The following is an 18,197-nucleotide window of genomic DNA, read 5'->3' as shown; positions in this document are numbered from 1 at the left end:
AGGATCACGACGACAATGTTCTGATTAAATTCGAAAAATCTTCTTTGATATCGTGGCTTTCTTCACGCAGTTGCTCAATTTTACGACAGGCATGAAGTACGGTAGTGTGGTCGCGCCCGCCAAACGCATCACCGATTTCCGGCAGACTGTGGTTGGTGAGCTCTTTTGCCAGCGCCATAGCCATCTGGCGCGGACGTGCTACCGAGCGAGATCGACGCTTAGAAAGCAGATCCGCAATTTTGATTTTGTAATACTCGGCCACCGTCTTCTGAATATTGTCGATGGTGACCAGTTTTTCCTGCAACGCCAGTAAATCGCGCAGCGCTTCGCGCACAAAGTCGATAGTAATCGCCCGGCCGGTAAAGTTGGCATTGGCGATCACCCGGTTCAGCGCGCCTTCCAGTTCACGTACGTTAGAGCGTAGACGCTTGGCGATAAAGAACGCTACTTCGCCTGGCAGACGAATATCATTTTCGTCCGCTTTTTTCATCAGGATCGCCACGCGGGTTTCCAGCTCTGGTGGTTCGATCGCCACTGTTAGCCCCCAACCAAAGCGGGACTTGAGACGATCCTCAACGCCGTTGATCTCTTTCGGATAGCGATCCGACGTCAAAATGATCTGCTGATTGCCTTCCAGCAGAGCGTTAAAGGTGTGGAAAAACTCTTCCTGGGATCGTTCTTTATTGGCGAAGAATTGAATATCGTCGATCAGCAATGCGTCAACGGAGCGGTAGTAGCGTTTAAACTCTTCGATGGCGTTATTTTGCAGGGCTTTTACCATGTCCTGCACAAAGCGCTCGGAGTGCATATACACGACTTTCGCGTTGGGTTTGCGCGCCATAATGCCGTTACCCACCGCGTGCAGCAGGTGAGTTTTACCCAGACCGGTGCCGCCATAGAGGAATAACGGGTTATAGGCGCCGCCAGGATTATCCGCCACCTGACGTGCCGCCGCGCGCGCCAGTTGGTTGGATTTACCTTCGACGAAGTTATCAAATGTATGTTTAACATTGACGTTGGAGCGGTAGGTCGGCTCCGCCGGCGCTGGTACGTTATCCCAGCCCGAACGGGCCGCAGGCGCTACGCGCTGCGGCTGCGCCGTTGTTGTCTGCGCAGGCGCGACAACGTTATGCACAGGCGTTTTTAGCGTTTGCGTAACGGGCTTTGTTCCCACTTCAAAACGCAGTTGTGGGGCATCCGCGCCGCAGAATGTGTTGAGTAATCCATTGATATTGTTGAGGTACTTATCTCTTACCCAATCGAGCACAAAACGGTTTGGCGCATACAAAGCCAGCGTGTTATCGCTCAGTTCCGCCTGCAACGGGCGTATCCACATACTGAATTCTGTGGCTGGTAACTCATCCTGCAATCGGGCAAGACACTGCTGCCAAAGCGAAAGTGACACGGCGGACTCCACTCGAACAAAAGTCGATAAATGACAAAGGCTGATACATTAATGATTGTTGGCGCACGTCGATAAGACCCTGCATGAAGGGTGACGCACGAACCGCTGTCTGCGGTTTTCACGGATCTTTCAAACGATCGCGACTTCACGCAGTCTGAAAGATTTCGTGTTCATGCCTGACCAGGATCGTTTGAAACGATCAGGACCGCGGATCATAGCCTAAACTGAGCAAGAGATCTTCTGTTTCTCACAGATTCTTCCCGATTTATCCACAGGACTTTCCAGGAAAGGATAAGTGTAATCGATCCTGGGGAACTCCTGTACGCTTTCGCGCGCATATTGAAAAAATTAATAGGTAAAGGTGAGCAGACGCCTAAAAGATCGCATAAAGATCCAGGGCGATCCTTGCGCTTTACCTGGCAGTCCGTATAATTCTCCACCCGTCGCGCAATGCCCGTCATATGGCGTCAACGCTGCTTATTTTCCGCACAAAAAGGCGTGGAAAATCGCGGGAAAATAAGGAAAGAGAATTGACTCCGGAGTGTACAATTATTACAATCCGGCCTCTTTAATCACCCACACTGTGGCGTAAGTCGTTCAAAGTTTGTTCGGGTATACGCAAAAGTCAGTGAATTTATTCAAGTTTAGGTAGAAATCGCCATGAAACGCACTTTTCAACCGTCTGTACTGAAGCGCAACCGTTCTCACGGCTTCCGTGCTCGTATGGCTACTAAAAATGGTCGTCAGGTTCTGGCACGTCGTCGTGCTAAAGGCCGCGCTCGTCTGACCGTTTCCAAGTAATAAAGCTAACCCCTGAGTGGTTAAGCTCGCATTTCCCAGGGAGTTACGTTTGTTAACTCCCGCTCATTTCACATTCGTCTTCCAGCAACCTCAACGGGCTGGCACGCCGCAAATCACCATCCTCGGCCGCCTGAATTCGCTGGGGCATCCCCGTATCGGTCTTACCGTCGCCAAGAAAAACGTTCGACGTGCGCATGAACGCAACCGGATTAAACGTCTGACGCGTGAAAGCTTCCGTCTGCGCCAGCATGAACTTCCTGCAATGGATTTCGTGGTGGTGGCGAAAAAAGGGGTTGCCGACCTCGATAACCGTGCTCTCTCGGAAGCGTTGGAAAAATTATGGCGCCGCCACTGTCGCCTGGCTCGCGGGTCCTGATAGCCCTTATTCGGGTCTATCAACGCCTGATCAGTCCGCTGCTTGGGCCGCATTGTCGTTTCACGCCAACGTGCTCAAGCTACGGAATTGAGGCATTGCGCAGGTTTGGAGTGATAAAAGGCAGTTGGTTGACGGTGAAACGCGTATTAAAATGCCACCCTTTACACCCTGGTGGTGACGATCCCGTCCCGCCCGGACCATTTGATACCAGAGAACACTAACGATGGATTCGCAACGCAATCTTTTAGTCATCGCTTTGCTGTTCGTGTCTTTCATGATCTGGCAAGCCTGGGAGCAGGATAAAAATCCGCAACCTCAGACTCAACAGACCACGCAGACAACGACCACCGCAGCGGGTAGCGCCGCCGACCAGGGCGTACCAGCCAGTGGCCAGGGGAAAATGATTACGGTGAAAACCGATGTGCTTGATTTGACTATCAACACCCGTGGTGGTGATGTCGAGCAGGCCTTGCTCCCGGCTTACCCGAAAGAACTGGGTTCCAACGAACCGTTCCAGCTGCTGGAAACCACCCCGCAGTTTATCTATCAGGCGCAAAGCGGCCTGACAGGCCGCGACGGCCCGGATAACCCGGCGAACGGCCCGCGTCCGCTGTACAACGTCGAGAAAGATGCGTTTGTACTGGCCGACGGTCAGAACGAACTGCAGGTTCCGATGACTTATACTGACGCCGCAGGCAACACGTTTACCAAAACGTTTGTCTTTAAGCGTGGCGATTATGCGGTTAACGTGAACTATAGCGTGCAGAACACCGGCGAAAAACCGCTGGAAGTCTCCACCTTTGGTCAGTTAAAACAATCCGTCAACCTGCCTCCTCATCGCGACACCGGCAGCAGCAACTTTGCGCTGCATACATTCCGCGGCGCAGCGTACTCCACGCCGGATGAGAAGTATGAGAAATACAAATTCGACACTATTGCCGATAACGAAAACCTCAACGTCAGCTCCAAAGGCGGTTGGGTGGCAATGTTGCAGCAGTATTTCGCTACCGCATGGATTCCGCGTAACGACGGCACCAACAATTTCTACACCGCCAATCTGGGCAACGGCATTGTCGCTATCGGCTATAAAGCGCAGCCGGTACTGGTACAGCCAGGCCAGACTGGCGCGATGACCAGCACCCTGTGGGTCGGCCCGGAAATTCAGGATAAAATGGCGGCTGTTGCACCGCACCTGGATTTGACCGTGGACTACGGCTGGTTGTGGTTCATCTCTCAGCCGCTGTTCAAGTTGCTGAAGTGGATCCACAGCTTTGTGGGCAACTGGGGCTTCTCCATTATCATCATTACCTTTATCGTTCGCGGTATCATGTACCCGCTGACCAAAGCGCAGTACACGTCAATGGCGAAGATGCGTATGCTGCAGCCGAAAATTCAGGCGATGCGCGAACGTCTTGGCGATGATAAACAGCGCCAAAGCCAGGAGATGATGGCCCTGTACAAAGCGGAGAAGGTTAACCCGCTGGGCGGCTGCTTCCCGCTGATCATCCAGATGCCTATCTTCCTGGCGTTGTACTACATGCTGATGGGTTCCATTGAACTGCGTCATGCGCCGTTCGCGCTGTGGATTCATGACCTGTCCGCACAGGACCCGTACTACATTCTGCCGATCCTGATGGGCGTAACGATGTTCTTCATTCAGAAGATGTCGCCGACCACCGTGACCGACCCGATGCAGCAGAAGATCATGACCTTTATGCCGGTCATCTTTACGGTGTTCTTCCTGTGGTTCCCGTCAGGTCTGGTGCTGTACTATATCGTCAGCAACCTGGTCACCATCATTCAGCAGCAGCTGATCTACCGTGGTCTGGAGAAGCGTGGTCTGCATAGCCGCGAGAAGAAAAAATCCTGATTCGGTGTAGGCCGGATAAGGCGAAGCCGCCATCCGGCAAGGCGCGCCGGTCAGCCTGATGGCGCTAACGCTTATCAGGCCTACAATCAAAAGGCGGTCATATGACCGCCTTTTTTTATTGCAACAAAGTTGAGACTAACCATGAGCCATAACGACACTATCGTCGCCCAGGCAACCCCACCGGGACGCGGTGGCGTGGGTATCCTGCGTATCTCTGGTCTGAAGGCGCGCGACGTTGCGCAAGAGGTGCTGGGCAAGCTGCCGAAGCCGCGCTATGCCGACTACCTGCCGTTTAAAGACGTTGACGGCAGCGCGCTGGATCAGGGTATTGCGCTGTGGTTTCCCGGCCCGAACTCCTTCACCGGTGAAGATGTGCTGGAGCTACAAGGGCACGGCGGTCCGGTGATCCTGGACCTGCTGTTAAAACGTATCCTGACGCTTCCAGGCGTGCGAATTGCCCGACCGGGCGAGTTCTCCGAGCGAGCGTTCCTCAACGATAAGCTCGATTTAGCCCAGGCGGAAGCCATTGCCGACCTGATCGATGCCAGTTCCGAACAGGCGGCGCGTTCGGCGCTAAACTCATTACAGGGGGCATTTTCCACCCGCGTTAACCACCTTGTGGAAGCACTTACTCACCTGCGAATCTACGTCGAAGCGGCTATCGATTTTCCGGATGAGGAGATCGACTTTCTCTCTGACGGCAAAATTGAAGCGCAGCTCAATGGCGTCATCGCCGATCTTGACGCCGTGCGCACCGAAGCGCGCCAGGGCAGCCTGCTGCGCGAAGGGATGAAGGTAGTGATTGCCGGACGCCCGAATGCCGGGAAATCCAGCCTGCTGAATGCGCTGGCAGGCCGTGAAGCGGCCATTGTTACCGATATCGCCGGTACCACGCGCGACGTGTTGCGCGAGCATATTCACATCGACGGGATGCCGCTGCATATCATCGATACCGCCGGACTACGCGACGCCAGCGACGAAGTTGAGCGTATCGGCATCGAACGCGCCTGGCAGGAGATTGAACAGGCCGATCGCGTGCTGTTTATGGTGGATGGCACCACGACGGACGCCGTTGACCCTGCCGACATCTGGCCGGACTTTATCGCCCGTCTGCCCAAAAATCTACCGATTACCGTGGTACGTAACAAGGCGGATATCACCGGCGAAACGTTGGGTATTAGTGAAGTAAACGGTCACTCACTGGTTCGCCTCTCGGCGCGTACCGGCGAAGGCGTCGACGTGTTGCGTAACCACCTCAAGCAGAGCATGGGGTTTGATACCAATATGGAAGGCGGCTTCCTGGCCCGCCGCCGTCACCTACAGGCGCTGGCGGAAGCCGCTGAACATCTTGAGCAGGGCAAAGCGCAGTTATTAGGCGCATGGGCGGGGGAACTGCTGGCGGAAGAGTTGCGCCTGGCGCAGCAAAGCTTAAGCGAGATTACCGGCGAGTTTACCTCCGACGACCTGCTGGGACGGATTTTCTCCAGCTTCTGTATTGGTAAATAACGTTGTGTTGCCCGGTGGCACGATGCTTACCGGGCCTACAAAACCCGTAAGCCGGATAAGGCGTTTATGCCGCCATCCGGCAGCAATAATTTCCCATGAGGAAATCACTGTTGTCCAAATGGCAACTCGTCTCGCGCAACGTCGCCCCGTATTCTTAGCGCCACACTTTTCGTGAGGCCGCTATGAAACGTTTTCTACTGTGTAGTTTTGCCCTGGTTTTACTCTATCCTGCCGGTATTGATATGTATCTGGTCGGTTTACCGCGTATAGCCGTCGATCTGAACGCCAGTGAGTCGCAGTTGCATATCGCCTTCTCCGTTTACCTGGCCGGAATGGCGACGGCCATGCTGTTTGCCGGGAAGATAGCCGATCAGTCAGGCCGCAAACCGGTCGCGATCGTCGGCGCGATCGTCTTTATGATGGCCTCACTGCTTTGTTCACGGGCGTCGGAAGGCTCGCTATTTCTGAGTGGGCGTTTTCTTCAGGGAATAGGTGCAGGCGGCTGCTATGTGGTGGCGTTCGCCATTCTGCGCGACACGCTCGACGAGCATCGCCGGGCGAAAGTGCTGTCATTATTGAATGGGATTACCTGTATTGTGCCGGTACTCGCCCCGGTGGTGGGGCATTTGATTATGCTTCGTTTCCCCTGGCAAAGTCTGTTCTATACGATGTCCGCGATGGGCATTATTGTGGGCCTGTTATCACTGTTTATCCTGCGCGAGACGCGCCCGGTAAGGCTGGCTCCACGCGATTTATCACGATCGTCGCCCGCCGCCGAGTCGCTGATTAACCGTTTTTTCGTTAGTCGACTGGCGATCACCACCCTTAGCGTGTCGGTGATCCTGACCTTTGTCAATGCCTCTCCAGTGCTGCTGATGGAGGTGATGGGATTTAGCCGTGGCGACTATGCCATTACCATGGCGCTCACCGCAGGCGTCAGTATGGTCGTCTCTTTTTCCACCACTTTTGCGCTTGGGTTATTTAAGCCGCGAACCTTAATGCTCGTCTCACAGGGGCTGTTTTTGACGGCTGGCGTGACGTTAAGCCTTGCTCATACCAATACCGTCACACTCTTTGGCCTGACGCTTATCTGCGCCGGATTCTCGGTTGGTTTTGGCGTCGCGATGAGCCAGGCGCTGGGGCCGTTTTCGCTGCGCGCCGGAGTGGCCAGTTCCACGCTCGGTATCGCGCAGGTTTGCGGTTCATCACTGTGGATTTGGCTGGCGGCAATACTCGGTATCAGCGCGATGAATATGCTGATCGGGATTCTGATTGGTTGTAGCATAGTGAGTATTCTGCTGATCTTCTCCGTCACGCCCAACAGGTCCGTAGCCGAGCATGAAGAAATCCCTTACCAATCTCGACCTTAATTTGCTGTTATGCCTACAGTTACTCATGCAGGAGCGCAGCGTCACTAAAGCTGCAAAACGGATGAACGTAACGCCCTCAGCGGTCAGCAAATCGCTGGCGAAACTCCGGGCATGGTTTGACGATCCGCTGTTCGTCAATACGCCGCTGGGCCTGGCGCCGACGCCGCTGATGGTCAGTATGGAGCAAAGTCTGGCGGACTGGATGCAGATGGGGAATCAACTGCTTGATAAACCGCATCATCAAACGCCGCGCGGTTTAAAATTTGAGTTGGCAGCAGAGTCGCCGCTGATGATGATTATGTTTAATTCACTGTCGCAGCAGATTTATCAGCGCTATCCGCAGGCTACCATTAAGGTTCGCAACTGGGATTATGACTCGCTGGAGGCGATTACGCGTGGGGAAGTCGATATCGGATTTACCGGACGCGAAAGCCATCCCCGCTCGCGAGAATTGCTCAGTCTGTTACCGCTCGCGATTGATTTTGAGGTACTGTTTAGCGATTTACCGTGGGTCTGGCTGCGGGAAGATCATCCGGCGCTGCGCGAAGCGTGGGATCTGGACACTTTTCTGCGCTACCCGCATATCAGTATTTGCTGGGAGCAAAGCGATACCTGGGCGCTGGATGATGTCCTGCAAGAAATGGGACGCAAACGCCATATTGCGTTGAGCCTGCCGGGGTTCGAGCAGTCGCTCTTTATGGCCGCCCAGCCGGATCACACCCTGATAGCAACCGCGCCGCGCTATTGCCAGCACTACAATCAGCTCCACCAGCTACCGTTAGTGGCGCGCCCCCTGCCTTTTGATGCGCAACAGCGGGAAAAGCTGATGGTGCCATTTACCCTATTATGGCACAAACGTAATAGTCATAATCCCAAGATTGTGTGGCTACGACAGGCTATCAACACGCTCTGCCGTCGCCTTATCTGACCACCTGTGTTGATAAATTAACCTTACTCTTACCAGAAATGTCACCGTCTGATTAAAGAACCTTCTGAAATTGAATTTTTAGCGCGTAAAACCTGTCCATAATTTACGTTAATGTTACTCTCGTCATTATCACGGCCCATTAATCACGGAGCGAAAAATGGCGACTCACTTTGCCAGAGGGATACTTACGGAGGGACAGTTGGTTTCAATTCGTCTCTCTTCGTCTTGCCATATTGAAGCCAGAAACCTGCCTGCTCACCGACGAACGCGTTTTCTCGCCTCCAGAGGCCTTCTTGCCGAACTGATGTTTATGCTGTACGGAATTAGCGAGCTGCCGGAAATCATTATTCAGGCGAAAGGTAAACCCGCGTTTCGTGACAAAAATCTGCCAGGCTTTTCTATCTCCTACGCCGGAAATATGGTTGGCGTGGCGTTGACCACCGAAGGAGAGTGCGGGCTGGATATGGAATTACAGCGCACCTCCCGCGGCTTTCACCATCCGCATTCGCTCGAACGCCACCCTTTCTCCCGTAATGAAAACTTATGGGTAGCCAATCAAAACGATCCCAACGAAGCGCGAGCGCAACTCATCACATTGCGCCAGAGCGTGTTAAAACTCACCGGCGATGTCATGAATGACGATCCGCGGGAGCTGCAACTTTTACCCGTTGCCGGACGCCTGAAGTGCGCGCATGTCACACAGCTTGAAGCCGTATGCGATGCGGAAGATGTGCTGGTATGGTCCGTAACCGTTACGCCAGCGATAGAAAAATTAAAAGTGTGGGAGTTCGATGGCAAACTGGGCTGGAAAAGCCTGCCCGATATCCAGACGCGCGCCAATGAGCCAACCGGTCGTCTGATGCGATTCGCCCAACTCCCCGCCGCCAAATCGTATACGCTTAATCGTTCATAATGAAAAAAGGGGCACGTATGTCTGAAACGCTGAATGTGGTTACACTGCTGGGAAGTTTACGCAAAGGTTCCTTTAACGGGATGGTGGCGCGTACGCTGCCTAAAGTCGCGCCGGCAGGAATGACGGTATCGCCGCTGCCTTCGATCGGGGATATTCCGCTGTATGACGCCGATATCCAGCAGGACGAGGGATTTCCAGCCAGCGTAGAGGCGCTGGCGGAGCAGATTCGCAACGCCGAAGGCGTCGTCATTGTGACGCCGGAATATAACTATTCCGTTCCCGGCGGCCTGAAGAATGCCATCGACTGGCTATCCCGTCTGCCTGAGCAGCCGCTGGCGGGTAAGCCCGTTCTTATCCAGACCAGCTCAATGGGGGCGATTGGCGGCGCGCGCTGCCAGTATCATCTGCGCCAGATTCTGGTGTTCCTTGATGCGATGGTGATGAACAAACCGGAGTTTATGGGCGGCGTGATTCAGAATAAAGTCGACCCGCAGACTGGAGAAGTGGTGGATCAGGGAACGTTAGATCATTTGACCGGTCAGCTGACCGCATTTGGCGAGTATATTCAGCGCGTTAAAGCGTAAGTTATTTAAAAACCCTCCCCCCGATGGGGCGAGGGTTCATTTCATCAGTGTGCGTCAATAAACACAATCTTCAGCACAAATAACAGCGCGACAATCACTACGCACGGGCTAAGGTCGCGCAGGCGACCGGTACCGATTTTCATCACGCAGTAAGAGATAAAGCCCAGCGCGATACCTTCGGTGATCGAGAAGCTAAACGGCATCATTACCGCCGTAATAAATGCCGGGACCGATTCGGTTAAATCCTGCCAGTTTACCCGCGCCAGGCTGGAGGTCATCAGCACGCCGACGTAAATCAGCGCGCCCGCCGCCGCGTAAGGCGGCACCATGCCCGCCAGCGGCGACAGGAAGATAACCAGCAGGAACAAAATACCGACCACCACCGCCGTCAAACCGGTGCGACCGCCCACCGAAACGCCGGAAGAGGACTCAATATAAGCGGTCACAGAAGACGTTCCGACAAATGCGCCAGTGACAGAAGAGATACTATCAACAAACAGCGCCTGCTTCATGCGCGGGAATTTGCCTTTCTCATCCGCCAGGCCGGCTTTATCGGTCACGCCAATCAGCGTACCGGAGGAGTCAAACAGGTTTACCAGCATGAAGGAGAAAATAACCCCCGCCAGGCCAAGATTGAACGAGCCTGCCAAATCGACATGCCCTACCACGCTGGTGACGCTTGGTGGCGCGGAGACAATGCCGTTGTAGTGTACATCACCCATCATCCAGCCAAGCAGCGTCGTGACGATGATGGACACCAGCACCGCCGCATGAATGTTGCGCGAAGCGAGAATCGCAATAATAAAGAATCCGAGAACCCCCAGCAGCACGCTGTGCGAGGTCAGGTTGCCGATGCTGACCAGCGTTTCCGGGTTAGCGACGATCACGCCGGCGTTTTTCAGCCCCATCATGCCGATAAACAGGCCGATGCCGCTGGTGATGCCCACGCGCAGGCTGACCGGAATGTTGGCGATCATCCAGTAACGCACGCGGAAGATAGTCAGCAATAAAAGACCAACAGCGCCCCAGAAAATGGCGCCCATGCCTACCTGCCACGGCAGTCCCATTGCCTGCACAACCACGAAGGCAAAGAACGCATTCAGCCCCATCGCGGGCGCCAGCGCCACCGGCAGGTTAGCGAACAGACCCATCAGAATACTGCCAAAGGCCGCAATCAGACAGGTGGTCACAAAGACGGCGCTGGTGTCCATGCCAGCTACGCCCAGAATTTGCGGGTTAACAAAAACGATATAAACCATCGTCAGGAAAGTGGTAAAACCGGCGATCACTTCGGTTCGTGCCGTCGTGCCATGTTCGCGCAGTTTAAACACGCGTTCCAGCATACCCTGACCAGAAGCCTGGGTGGTGTGTTGTTGACTCATTATCAATTTCCGGAGAAAGGAGGGAAAATTCGCCGTTATCCTATACCAAAATGCGACACCTGGCGCAGTTGTGTGGTAATTTTTTTCACTCAATTTGTTAGTACGGCAACGATTGCGTCCCCTCATTCAGCATTACGTAAACGTTAAACTTGTTAAAATGGAAATGACATGTCCCAAATCGAAGCAGTGTTTTTTGACTGTGACGGCACGCTGGTCGACAGTGAAGTGATTTGCTCGCGCGCCTATGTCACTATGTTCCGGCAGTTCGGCATTACGCTTGAGCTCACGGAAGTATTCAGACGCTTTAAAGGCGTAAAACTCTACGAAATTATCGATACCATCAGTAAAGAGTATGGCGTTGCGCTGGCAAAGGCGGAGCTGGAGCCGGTGTACCGCGCGGAAGTGGCGCGTCTGTTCGATACCGAACTGGAAGCGATCGCGGGCGCAAATACCCTGCTGGAGAGCATTAAGACGCCGATGTGCGTGGTATCCAACGGGCCGGTCAGTAAGATGCAGCATTCGCTGGGTAAACTGGGCATGTTGCATTATTTTCCCGATTTGCTGTTTAGCGGTTACGATATTCAACGCTGGAAGCCCGATCCGGCGCTGATGCTCCATGCGGCGAACGCCATGAAGGTCAATGTTGAGAAGTGTATTCTGGTGGATGATTCCAGCGCAGGCGCGCAGTCAGGAATTGCGGCGGGAATGGAAGTGTTTTATTTCTGCGCCGATCCGCATAACAAGCCGATCGATCACCCTAACGTGACGACGTTTACCGATTTGGCGCAGTTGCCGGGATTGTGGAAAGCGCGCGGGTGGGAGATTACGCGTTAACTGAAATGCCGGATGGCGCTGACGCTTATCCGGCCTACTTTCTACGTTTTTATTACTCTTTCGGATCTTTCCCCGCCAGCAGCTTATCCAGCTCATCGCCGCCCACGTGACGGAAATCCTGCCCCTTCACGAAGTAGAAGATGTATTCGCAGATATTCTGGCAGCGGTCGCCGATACGCTCGATAGAGCGCGCGCAGAACAGCGCGGTCAGCACGCTTGGAATGGTGCGCGAGTCTTCCATCATGTAGGTCATCAGCTGACGCACGATGCCTTCATATTCCTGGTCAACTTTCTTGTCTTCACGGTAGATACGCACAGCTTCGTCGAGATCCATGCGCGCGAACGCATCCAGCACGTCGTGCAGCATCTGCACGGTGTGGCGGCCCAGTGACTCCAGACTCACCAACAGCGGCTGGTGCTGCTGGGAGAATTTCTCCAGCGCGGTACGGCAGATTTTATCCGCCACGTCGCCAATGCGCTCCAGCTCGGCGATGGTTTTGATAATCGCCATTACCAGACGCAGATCGCTCGCCGTCGGCTGGCGCTTGGCGATAATACGCACGCAGGCTTCATCGATGGCGACTTCCATCATATTAACCTGATGATCGCCTTCTACCACGCGCTTCGCCAGCTCGCTGTCCTGGTTGTGCATGGCGGTGATAGCGTCAGAAAGCTGCTGCTCCACCATGCCGCCCATGGTCATTACCTGAGTGCGGATGCTTTCCAGTTCGGCGTTGAACTGGCCGGAAATATGTTTATTAAGGTTCAGACTGTCCATTACGCACTCCTGAATTAACCGTAACGACCGGTGATATAGTCTTCTGTTTGTTTCTTCGCGGGCTTGGTGAACAGATCGTCCGTGTTGCTGAACTCAATCAACTCGCCCAGGTACATAAACGCCGTATGATCGGAGCAACGTGCCGCCTGCTGCATGTTGTGGGTCACGATCACCACGGTGTAATCCTGTTTCAGCTCGGTGATCAGCTCTTCAATACGCCCGGTAGAGATCGGGTCCAGAGCTGAGCATGGCTCATCCAACAGCAGCACTTCCGGGCGAATGGCGATACCGCGCGCAATGCACAGGCGCTGCTGCTGACCACCGGAGAGAGAGTACCCGCTCTGGTGCAATTTATCTTTGGTTTCGTTCCATAATGCGGCTTTGGTCAACGCCCACTGCACGCGCTCGTCCATATCGGCACGAGACAGCTTCTCAAACAGACGCACGCCAAAGGCGATATTGTCATAGATGGACATCGGGAACGGCGTCGGCTTCTGGAATACCATCCCCACTTTTGCGCGCAGCAGCGCGATATCCTGGGTGTTGGTGAGAATATTGTCGCCATCCAGCAGAATTTCACCTTCCGCGCGCTGCTCCGGATAAAGCGAATACATTTTATTGAAGGTACGCAGTAGCGTTGATTTACCACAGCCGGATGGCCCGATAAATGCCGTTACCTGATTCTTCGCGATATCCAGATTAATGTTCTTCAGGGCATGGAATTTGCCGTAGTAGAAGTTCAAATCACGAACCTGAATCTTACTCGGGGCAGTTTCAACCATACTCATTTCACTCTTTTCCTCATCCAGCGCCGCATCCGCCACGCCGTAAAATAATGCCTGATGGCGCTACGCTTATCAGGCCTACAATGTCTTTAACCGTGTTTTTTCTTCGCGAAAACAACACGCGCCAGAATATTCAGCAGCAGTACGCACAGGGTAATAATCAGCACGCCCGCCCAGGCTAATTGTTGCCATTCGGCAAACGGGCTCATCGCGAATTTAAAAATGGTCACCGGCAGGTTGGCGATCGGCTGCATCATGTCGGTGCTCCAGAATTGGTTGGAGAGCGCGGTAAACAACAATGGCGCCGTTTCCCCGGCAATACGGGCAATTGCCAGCAGAATACCGGTCATAATGCCGGAGATAGAGGCTTTCAGCGTAATCGCGGAAATCATCTTCCACTTCGGCGTACCCAGCGCATAAGCGGCTTCACGCAGGCTATCCGGCACCAATTTGAGCATGTTTTCAGTGGTACGGATAACGATCGGTACCTGCAACAGCGCCAGCGCAATCACCCCTGCCCAGCCGGAGAAGTGCTGCATCTGCGCCACCACGATGGTGTAAACAAACAGCCCCACAACAATTGACGGCGCGGAAAGCAGAATGTCGTTAATAAAGCGAATGATTTCCGCCAGCCAGGATTTACGGCCATATTCCGCCAGATAGATCCCGGCCATAATCCCCAGCGGCGTACCCAATACGGTAGCCCAGAGAATCAATAATCCACTCCCCGCCAGGGCGTTCGCCAGCCCGCCGCCCGCCGTGTTCGGCGGCGGCGTCATTTCGGTAAACAGCGCCAGCGACATACCATCAATGCCGCGCGTGATGGTGGACATCAAAATCCAGATCAGCCAGAACAGGCCAAATGCCATCGTCGCCATTGATAGCGTTAGTGCGATACGGTTCTTCATGCGGCGACGCGCCTGCATCTTGCGACGGGATTCCGCGAGCTGCGCGGTGTTCTGCATATCAAGCGTAGCCATTAACGTGCTCCCTCGTTCTTCGCCAGACGCATAATCATGAACTTAGACGCCGCCAGGACGATAAAGGTGATCACAAACAGGATCAGCCCCAGTTCCATCAACGCTGCCACGTGCAGACCCGATTCCGCCTCAGCGAATTCGTTCGCCAGCGCGGAAGTGATGCTGTTGCCCGGCATATACAGCGACGCGCTGTCGAGCTGGTAAGTGTTGCCGATGATAAAAGTGACCGCCATCGTTTCACCCAGAGCACGGCCCAGCCCCAGCATAATGCCGCCGATCACGCCATTTTTGGTGAACGGTAGCACGATACGCCAGATAACTTCCCAGGTAGTACAGCCGATACCGTAAGCGGACTCTTTCATCATTACCGGCGTTTGCTCGAAGACGTCGCGCATAACCGCCGCAATGTAGGGGATGATCATGATGGCGAGGATGACGCCCGCCGCCAGAATGCCGATACCAAACGCCGGGCCGGAGAACAGCGCGCCGACAAACGGAATGTTGGAAAGAATATTGCCGACCGGCTCCTGGAAGTACGTCGCAAACAGCGGCGCGAAGATAAACAGCCCCCACATGCCGTACACGATACTGGGAATTGCCGCCAGCAGTTCAATGGCGATGCCGAGCGGACGCTTTAGCCAGCCTGGCGCCAGCTCGGTTAAAAACAGGGCAATGCCGAAACTGACCGGAACGGCGATCAGCAGTGCGATAAAGGAGGTCACCAGCGTGCCATAAATGGGCACCAGAGCGCCGTAGATATCGTTTGGCGCGTCCCATTCCTTAGTCCAAAGAAATGAGAAACCAAATTTCTGAATACTTGGCCAGGAGGAGATGATCAATGAGACGATAATACCGCCCAACATCAATAGCACAATCAGCGCAGCCAGTTTTACCAGCGCGCTGAAAATCATGTCGCCTTTTTTACCCGGCGGGTTAAAAGCAGGCTTGGTTGCAGCCATAAATTACTCTTTCCATTAAACGCGTTTTACGACGTTGCCCCTGCCGGATGGCGCTACGCTTATCCGGCCTACAACGTGGGCCTGCGGTCGAAACCGTAGGGCGGATAAGCGTAGCGCCATCCGCCAATTCGTTAATTAATACAGCGCCTTACCGTTGCTGTCTTTTATACTGGTCTTCCAGGCGGTACGAACCTGCTCAACAACGTTATCCGGCAGGCTGGCGTAGTCCAGATCATTCGCCTGCTTAGCGCCATTTTTGTAGGCCCAGTCGAAGAACTTCAACACTTCAGCACCCTGCTCAGGTTTCTTCTGCGCTTTGTGGACCAGGATAAACGTGGTGGAGGTGATTGGCCACACATCGTCACCTTTCTGGTTGGTCAGATCCTGCGCGAAGGTTTTGCTCCAGTCTGCGCCTTTCGCCGCATTAGAGAAGCTCTCTTCCGTCGGGCTTACCGGTTTGCCGTCGGCAGAAACCAGTTTGGTGTAGGCCAGGTTGTTCTGCTTAGCGTAAGCGTATTCAACGTAGCCGATAGCGCCTGGCAGACGCTGTACAAATGCCGCGATGCCGTCGTTACCTTTACCGCCCAGACCGGTTGGCCAGTTCACGGTAGAACCCGCGCCCACTTTCGATTTCCACTCGTCGTTGACTTTCGCCAGGTAACTGGTGAACACGAAGGAGGTACCGGAACCGTCAGCGCGACGCACCACAGCGATATTCTGTGAGGGCAGCTTCACGCCTGGGTTCAGTTTGGTGATGGCTTCATCATCCCACTTCTTGATTTTACCGAGGTAGATGTCACCCAGCGTTTTACCATCCAGCACCAGTTCACCGGATTTGAGGCCTGGAATATTCACCGCCAGCACCACGCCGCCGATCACCGTCGGAAACTGGAACAGGCCTTCCTGATTCAGTTTTTCGTCAGACAGCGGCGCATCGGAAGCGCCAAAATCAACGGTATTCGCGGTGATTTGTTTCACGCCGCCGGAAGAGCCTATCCCCTGGTAATTGACTTTGTTACCGGTTTCTTTCTGGTAGGTATCCGCCCATTTGGCATACACCGGCGCAGGAAACGTTGCACCGGCACCTGTCAGGCTTGCTGCTGCAAAGGCAGAGAACGCGCTCATCGATAAGGTCGCGGCGACAACAGTTGCGACAGTGGTACGCATAACTTTCATAATGTCTCCTGCACGGTTTCGGTAAATCGTTGTTTGAGTTGCTACGATGAGCAAAATAGGACAAATTGATGACAGTTATATGTCTTGATTATGACGGTTTGATGACAATGGAAATAAAAAAAGCTGGCCCGGGGAGACACCAGACCAGCCTGCAGGGGGAGATGAATTAGACTGTTTGCGCAACCGCAGACGGTTTCAACAGCGCGTACATCAGGCCGCAGGCAATAGTGCCCAAGGCAATCGAGAGCAGATATTGCATCACATGTTCTACCGCATGTGGGATCGCCAGGACAAAGAGGCCGCCGTGTGGCGCCATCAGTGTACAACCGAAATACATGGATAGTCCCCCGGCGATTGCGCCACCGACCATCGTAGAAGGGATGACGCGCATCGGGTCACGCGCGGCGAAGGGAATCGCCCCTTCAGAGATAAAGCACAGCCCCAGGATAAAAGATGCGTTACCCGCTTCATGCTCAGAAGCAGTGAATTTCGCTCTGGCCGCCCAGGTTGCGACGCCCATTCCTAATGCCGGTACCATCCCTGCCGCCATAATGGCCGCCATTGGCATATAAGAATGAGAAGCCAGTAAACCGACGCCGAAGGTATACGCAGCTTTATTCACCGGCCCACCAAGGTCAAAACCTTGCATTGCGCCCAGCAACATTCCCAGCAAGATAGCATTCGTAGAGGTCATATTCCCCAGGAACGTCGTCAGCCCTTCCATCACCGCAGAAACGGGGCCACCCACCACGTAAATCATGATAAGGCCGGTAACCAGCGTAGACAGTAGCGGCAGAACCAGCACAGGCTTAAGCGCTTCCATTGACGCTGGCAGCTTAATATTTTGCGCCAGAAACCGTACGCTGTAACCGGCCAGAAAACCGGCCACAATCCCTCCCAGGAAACCGGCGCCGCACAGGCTGGCCAACATCCCGCCAATAAGCCCCGGGGCCAGACCCGGACGATCGGCAATTGAGAAGGCAATAAACCCAGCCAGTACCGGCACCATCAGCGCAAAGGCCGCCTTACCACCAATTTGAAATAACGCAGCCGCCAGCGTGCCCGGCTCGTTGAAGGCCTGGATACCGAAGACAAAAGAGAGTGCGATACACAACCCTCCCGCCACCACCAAAGGAAGCATATGGGATACGCCGGTCATTAAATGCTTATAAACGCCAGGTAGCTCTGTTTTACCAGCTGAAGAAGAACGCCCTGCACTCCCCTGATAGACCTCGGCGCTATTGAAAGCATTATCCATTTCCTGCGCACTCTTTTTTAGCGCCGCGCCGGTACTGGTGCGATAGAGTCTTTTGCCAACAAAGCCTGACAGATCCAGCTCAATATCCGCCGCGATAATCACCACATCCGCTTGCGCTATCTCTTCCGCGGTCAGCGTGTTCTTCGCCCCGACGGAACCGCGGGTTTCAACCTTGATCCAGTCACCACGCTTGCGGGCTTCAATTTCCAACGCTTCTGCCGCCATAAAGGTATGGGCGACGCCCGTCGGACAGGCCGTCACAGCAACAATTTTTTTAGTCATAGTAGGGTAC

The 18,197-nt window shown here is 54.2% G+C and carries 18 protein-coding genes; 10 read left to right on the top strand and 8 right to left on the bottom strand.

The window, feature by feature from the left end; all coding sequences use genetic code 11:
- Positions 1-4: 4 nt before the first annotated feature.
- On the bottom strand, positions 5-1,405 hold the full coding sequence (gene dnaA / locus J4728_RS21955; RefSeq protein ID WP_000059093.1) for a chromosomal replication initiator protein DnaA: 1,401 nt from the start codon (positions 1,403-1,405) through the stop codon (positions 5-7).
- Positions 1,406-2,065: 660 nt separating this feature from the next.
- On the opposite strand from dnaA, the gene rpmH reads away from it, so the two are divergent.
- The 9 genes from rpmH (at position 2,066) to J4728_RS21910 (ending at position 9,753) form a co-directional block, all read left to right on the top strand.
- On the top strand, positions 2,066-2,206 hold the full coding sequence (rpmH, locus tag J4728_RS21950; RefSeq protein ID WP_000831330.1) for a 50S ribosomal protein L34: 141 nt from the start codon (positions 2,066-2,068) through the stop codon (positions 2,204-2,206).
- A gap of 16 nt (positions 2,207-2,222) precedes the next feature.
- Positions 2,223-2,582 carry a ribonuclease P protein component gene (rnpA, locus tag J4728_RS21945; protein WP_000239725.1) on the top strand — a complete coding sequence of 120 codons (360 nt, stop codon included), beginning with the start codon at positions 2,223-2,225 and terminating at the stop codon, positions 2,580-2,582.
- On the top strand, positions 2,546-2,803 hold the full coding sequence (gene yidD, locus J4728_RS21940; protein ID WP_001307474.1) for a membrane protein insertion efficiency factor YidD: 258 nt from the start codon (positions 2,546-2,548) through the stop codon (positions 2,801-2,803). Before rnpA ends, yidD begins: the two co-directional genes overlap by 37 nt.
- 2 nt (positions 2,804-2,805) lie before the next feature.
- Entirely contained in the window at positions 2,806-4,452 is a 1,647-nt protein-coding gene (gene yidC, locus J4728_RS21935; RefSeq protein WP_000378278.1) for a membrane protein insertase YidC, read from the top strand.
- A gap of 141 nt (positions 4,453-4,593) precedes the next feature.
- Positions 4,594-5,958, top strand: a complete 1,365-nt coding sequence (gene mnmE / locus J4728_RS21930; protein WP_208212399.1) for a tRNA uridine-5-carboxymethylaminomethyl(34) synthesis GTPase MnmE — start codon at positions 4,594-4,596, stop codon at positions 5,956-5,958.
- A gap of 182 nt (positions 5,959-6,140) precedes the next feature.
- Positions 6,141-7,328, top strand: coding sequence for an MFS transporter (locus J4728_RS21925; RefSeq protein WP_208212396.1), 1,188 nt, complete (start codon positions 6,141-6,143; stop codon positions 7,326-7,328).
- Positions 7,297-8,256, top strand: a complete 960-nt coding sequence (gene yidZ, locus J4728_RS21920) for an HTH-type transcriptional regulator YidZ (protein WP_000749365.1) — start codon at positions 7,297-7,299, stop codon at positions 8,254-8,256. The genes J4728_RS21925 and yidZ overlap by 32 nt, the downstream gene beginning before the upstream one ends.
- Positions 8,257-8,413: 157 nt before the next feature.
- Positions 8,414-9,169 carry a 4'-phosphopantetheinyl transferase family protein gene (locus J4728_RS21915; protein WP_000190678.1) on the top strand — a complete coding sequence of 252 codons (756 nt, stop codon included), beginning with the start codon at positions 8,414-8,416 and terminating at the stop codon, positions 9,167-9,169.
- Positions 9,169-9,753, top strand: coding sequence for an NADPH-dependent FMN reductase (locus tag J4728_RS21910; RefSeq protein WP_208212394.1), 585 nt, complete (start codon positions 9,169-9,171; stop codon positions 9,751-9,753). Before J4728_RS21915 ends, J4728_RS21910 begins: the two co-directional genes overlap by 1 nt.
- 44 nt (positions 9,754-9,797) lie before the next feature.
- Here J4728_RS21910 and adeP read toward each other — a convergent pair whose 3' ends face one another.
- Positions 9,798-11,135 carry an adenine permease AdeP gene (adeP, locus tag J4728_RS21905; RefSeq protein WP_001519317.1) on the bottom strand — a complete coding sequence of 446 codons (1,338 nt, stop codon included), beginning with the start codon at positions 11,133-11,135 and terminating at the stop codon, positions 9,798-9,800.
- Positions 11,136-11,303: 168 nt separating this feature from the next.
- Here adeP and yieH point away from each other — a divergent pair, with 168 nt between their 5' ends.
- On the top strand, positions 11,304-11,969 hold the full coding sequence (yieH, locus tag J4728_RS21900) for a 6-phosphogluconate phosphatase (RefSeq protein WP_000078086.1): 666 nt from the start codon (positions 11,304-11,306) through the stop codon (positions 11,967-11,969).
- A 52-nt stretch (positions 11,970-12,021) separates the two neighbouring features.
- Here yieH and phoU read toward each other — a convergent pair whose 3' ends face one another.
- The 6 genes from phoU to J4728_RS21870 form a co-directional block, all read right to left on the bottom strand.
- On the bottom strand, positions 12,022-12,747 hold the full coding sequence (gene phoU, locus J4728_RS21895) for a phosphate signaling complex protein PhoU (protein ID WP_000377800.1): 726 nt from the start codon (positions 12,745-12,747) through the stop codon (positions 12,022-12,024).
- 14 nt (positions 12,748-12,761) lie between these two features.
- A complete protein-coding gene (pstB, locus tag J4728_RS21890; RefSeq protein ID WP_000063118.1) occupies positions 12,762-13,535 on the bottom strand; it encodes a phosphate ABC transporter ATP-binding protein PstB in 774 nt (257 codons plus the stop codon).
- Between the two features lie 86 nt (positions 13,536-13,621).
- On the bottom strand, positions 13,622-14,512 hold the full coding sequence (gene pstA / locus J4728_RS21885) for a phosphate ABC transporter permease PstA (RefSeq protein ID WP_000212197.1): 891 nt from the start codon (positions 14,510-14,512) through the stop codon (positions 13,622-13,624).
- Complete coding sequence (pstC, locus tag J4728_RS21880) at positions 14,512-15,471, bottom strand: phosphate ABC transporter permease PstC (RefSeq protein ID WP_000741630.1); 960 nt, start codon at positions 15,469-15,471, stop codon at positions 14,512-14,514. The genes pstA and pstC overlap by 1 nt, the downstream gene beginning before the upstream one ends.
- A gap of 135 nt (positions 15,472-15,606) precedes the next feature.
- Positions 15,607-16,647 (bottom strand): phosphate ABC transporter substrate-binding protein PstS, encoded by a 1,041-nt coding sequence (gene pstS / locus J4728_RS21875; protein ID WP_000867131.1) that lies wholly within the window; start codon positions 16,645-16,647, stop codon positions 15,607-15,609.
- Positions 16,648-16,813: 166 nt separating this feature from the next.
- Positions 16,814-18,187, bottom strand: a complete 1,374-nt coding sequence (locus tag J4728_RS21870) for a fructose-specific PTS transporter subunit EIIC (RefSeq protein WP_208212392.1) — start codon at positions 18,185-18,187, stop codon at positions 16,814-16,816.
- Between the last annotated feature and the right edge of the window lie 10 nt (positions 18,188-18,197).

It is taken from the genome of Salmonella sp. 32070601201500089SM, from assembly GCF_017573605.1.
GTDB classification, from domain to species: Bacteria; Pseudomonadota; Gammaproteobacteria; order Enterobacterales; family Enterobacteriaceae; genus Salmonella; species Salmonella enterica.
Note: the sequence above shows the minus strand (reverse complement) of the source record. Positions and strands in the feature narration are given on the sequence as shown.

Excerpts from the sequence above, each read along its gene's own strand:
- mnmE (WP_208212399.1), top strand. The coding sequence starts at position 4,594 with ATGAGCCATAACGACACTATCGTCGCCCAGGCAACCCCACCGGGACGC.
- pstB (WP_000063118.1), bottom strand. The coding sequence starts at position 13,535 with ATGAGTATGGTTGAAACTGCCCCGAGTAAGATTCAGGTTCGTGATTTG.
- J4728_RS21925 (WP_208212396.1), top strand. The coding sequence starts at position 6,141 with ATGAAACGTTTTCTACTGTGTAGTTTTGCCCTGGTTTTACTCTATCCT.
- phoU (WP_000377800.1), bottom strand. The coding sequence starts at position 12,747 with ATGGACAGTCTGAACCTTAATAAACATATTTCCGGCCAGTTCAACGCC.
- rpmH (WP_000831330.1), top strand. The coding sequence starts at position 2,066 with ATGAAACGCACTTTTCAACCGTCTGTACTGAAGCGCAACCGTTCTCAC.
- yidD (WP_001307474.1), top strand. The coding sequence starts at position 2,546 with ATGGCGCCGCCACTGTCGCCTGGCTCGCGGGTCCTGATAGCCCTTATT.
- pstC (WP_000741630.1), bottom strand. The coding sequence starts at position 15,471 with ATGGCTGCAACCAAGCCTGCTTTTAACCCGCCGGGTAAAAAAGGCGAC.
- yieH (WP_000078086.1), top strand. The coding sequence starts at position 11,304 with ATGTCCCAAATCGAAGCAGTGTTTTTTGACTGTGACGGCACGCTGGTC.
- pstS (WP_000867131.1), bottom strand. The coding sequence starts at position 16,647 with ATGAAAGTTATGCGTACCACTGTCGCAACTGTTGTCGCCGCGACCTTA.
- yidC (WP_000378278.1), top strand. The coding sequence starts at position 2,806 with ATGGATTCGCAACGCAATCTTTTAGTCATCGCTTTGCTGTTCGTGTCT.
- yidZ (WP_000749365.1), top strand. The coding sequence starts at position 7,297 with ATGAAGAAATCCCTTACCAATCTCGACCTTAATTTGCTGTTATGCCTA.
- J4728_RS21910 (WP_208212394.1), top strand. The coding sequence starts at position 9,169 with ATGAAAAAAGGGGCACGTATGTCTGAAACGCTGAATGTGGTTACACTG.
- J4728_RS21870 (WP_208212392.1), bottom strand. The coding sequence starts at position 18,187 with ATGACTAAAAAAATTGTTGCTGTGACGGCCTGTCCGACGGGCGTCGCC.
- J4728_RS21915 (WP_000190678.1), top strand. The coding sequence starts at position 8,414 with ATGGCGACTCACTTTGCCAGAGGGATACTTACGGAGGGACAGTTGGTT.
- adeP (WP_001519317.1), bottom strand. The coding sequence starts at position 11,135 with ATGAGTCAACAACACACCACCCAGGCTTCTGGTCAGGGTATGCTGGAA.
- pstA (WP_000212197.1), bottom strand. The coding sequence starts at position 14,512 with ATGGCTACGCTTGATATGCAGAACACCGCGCAGCTCGCGGAATCCCGT.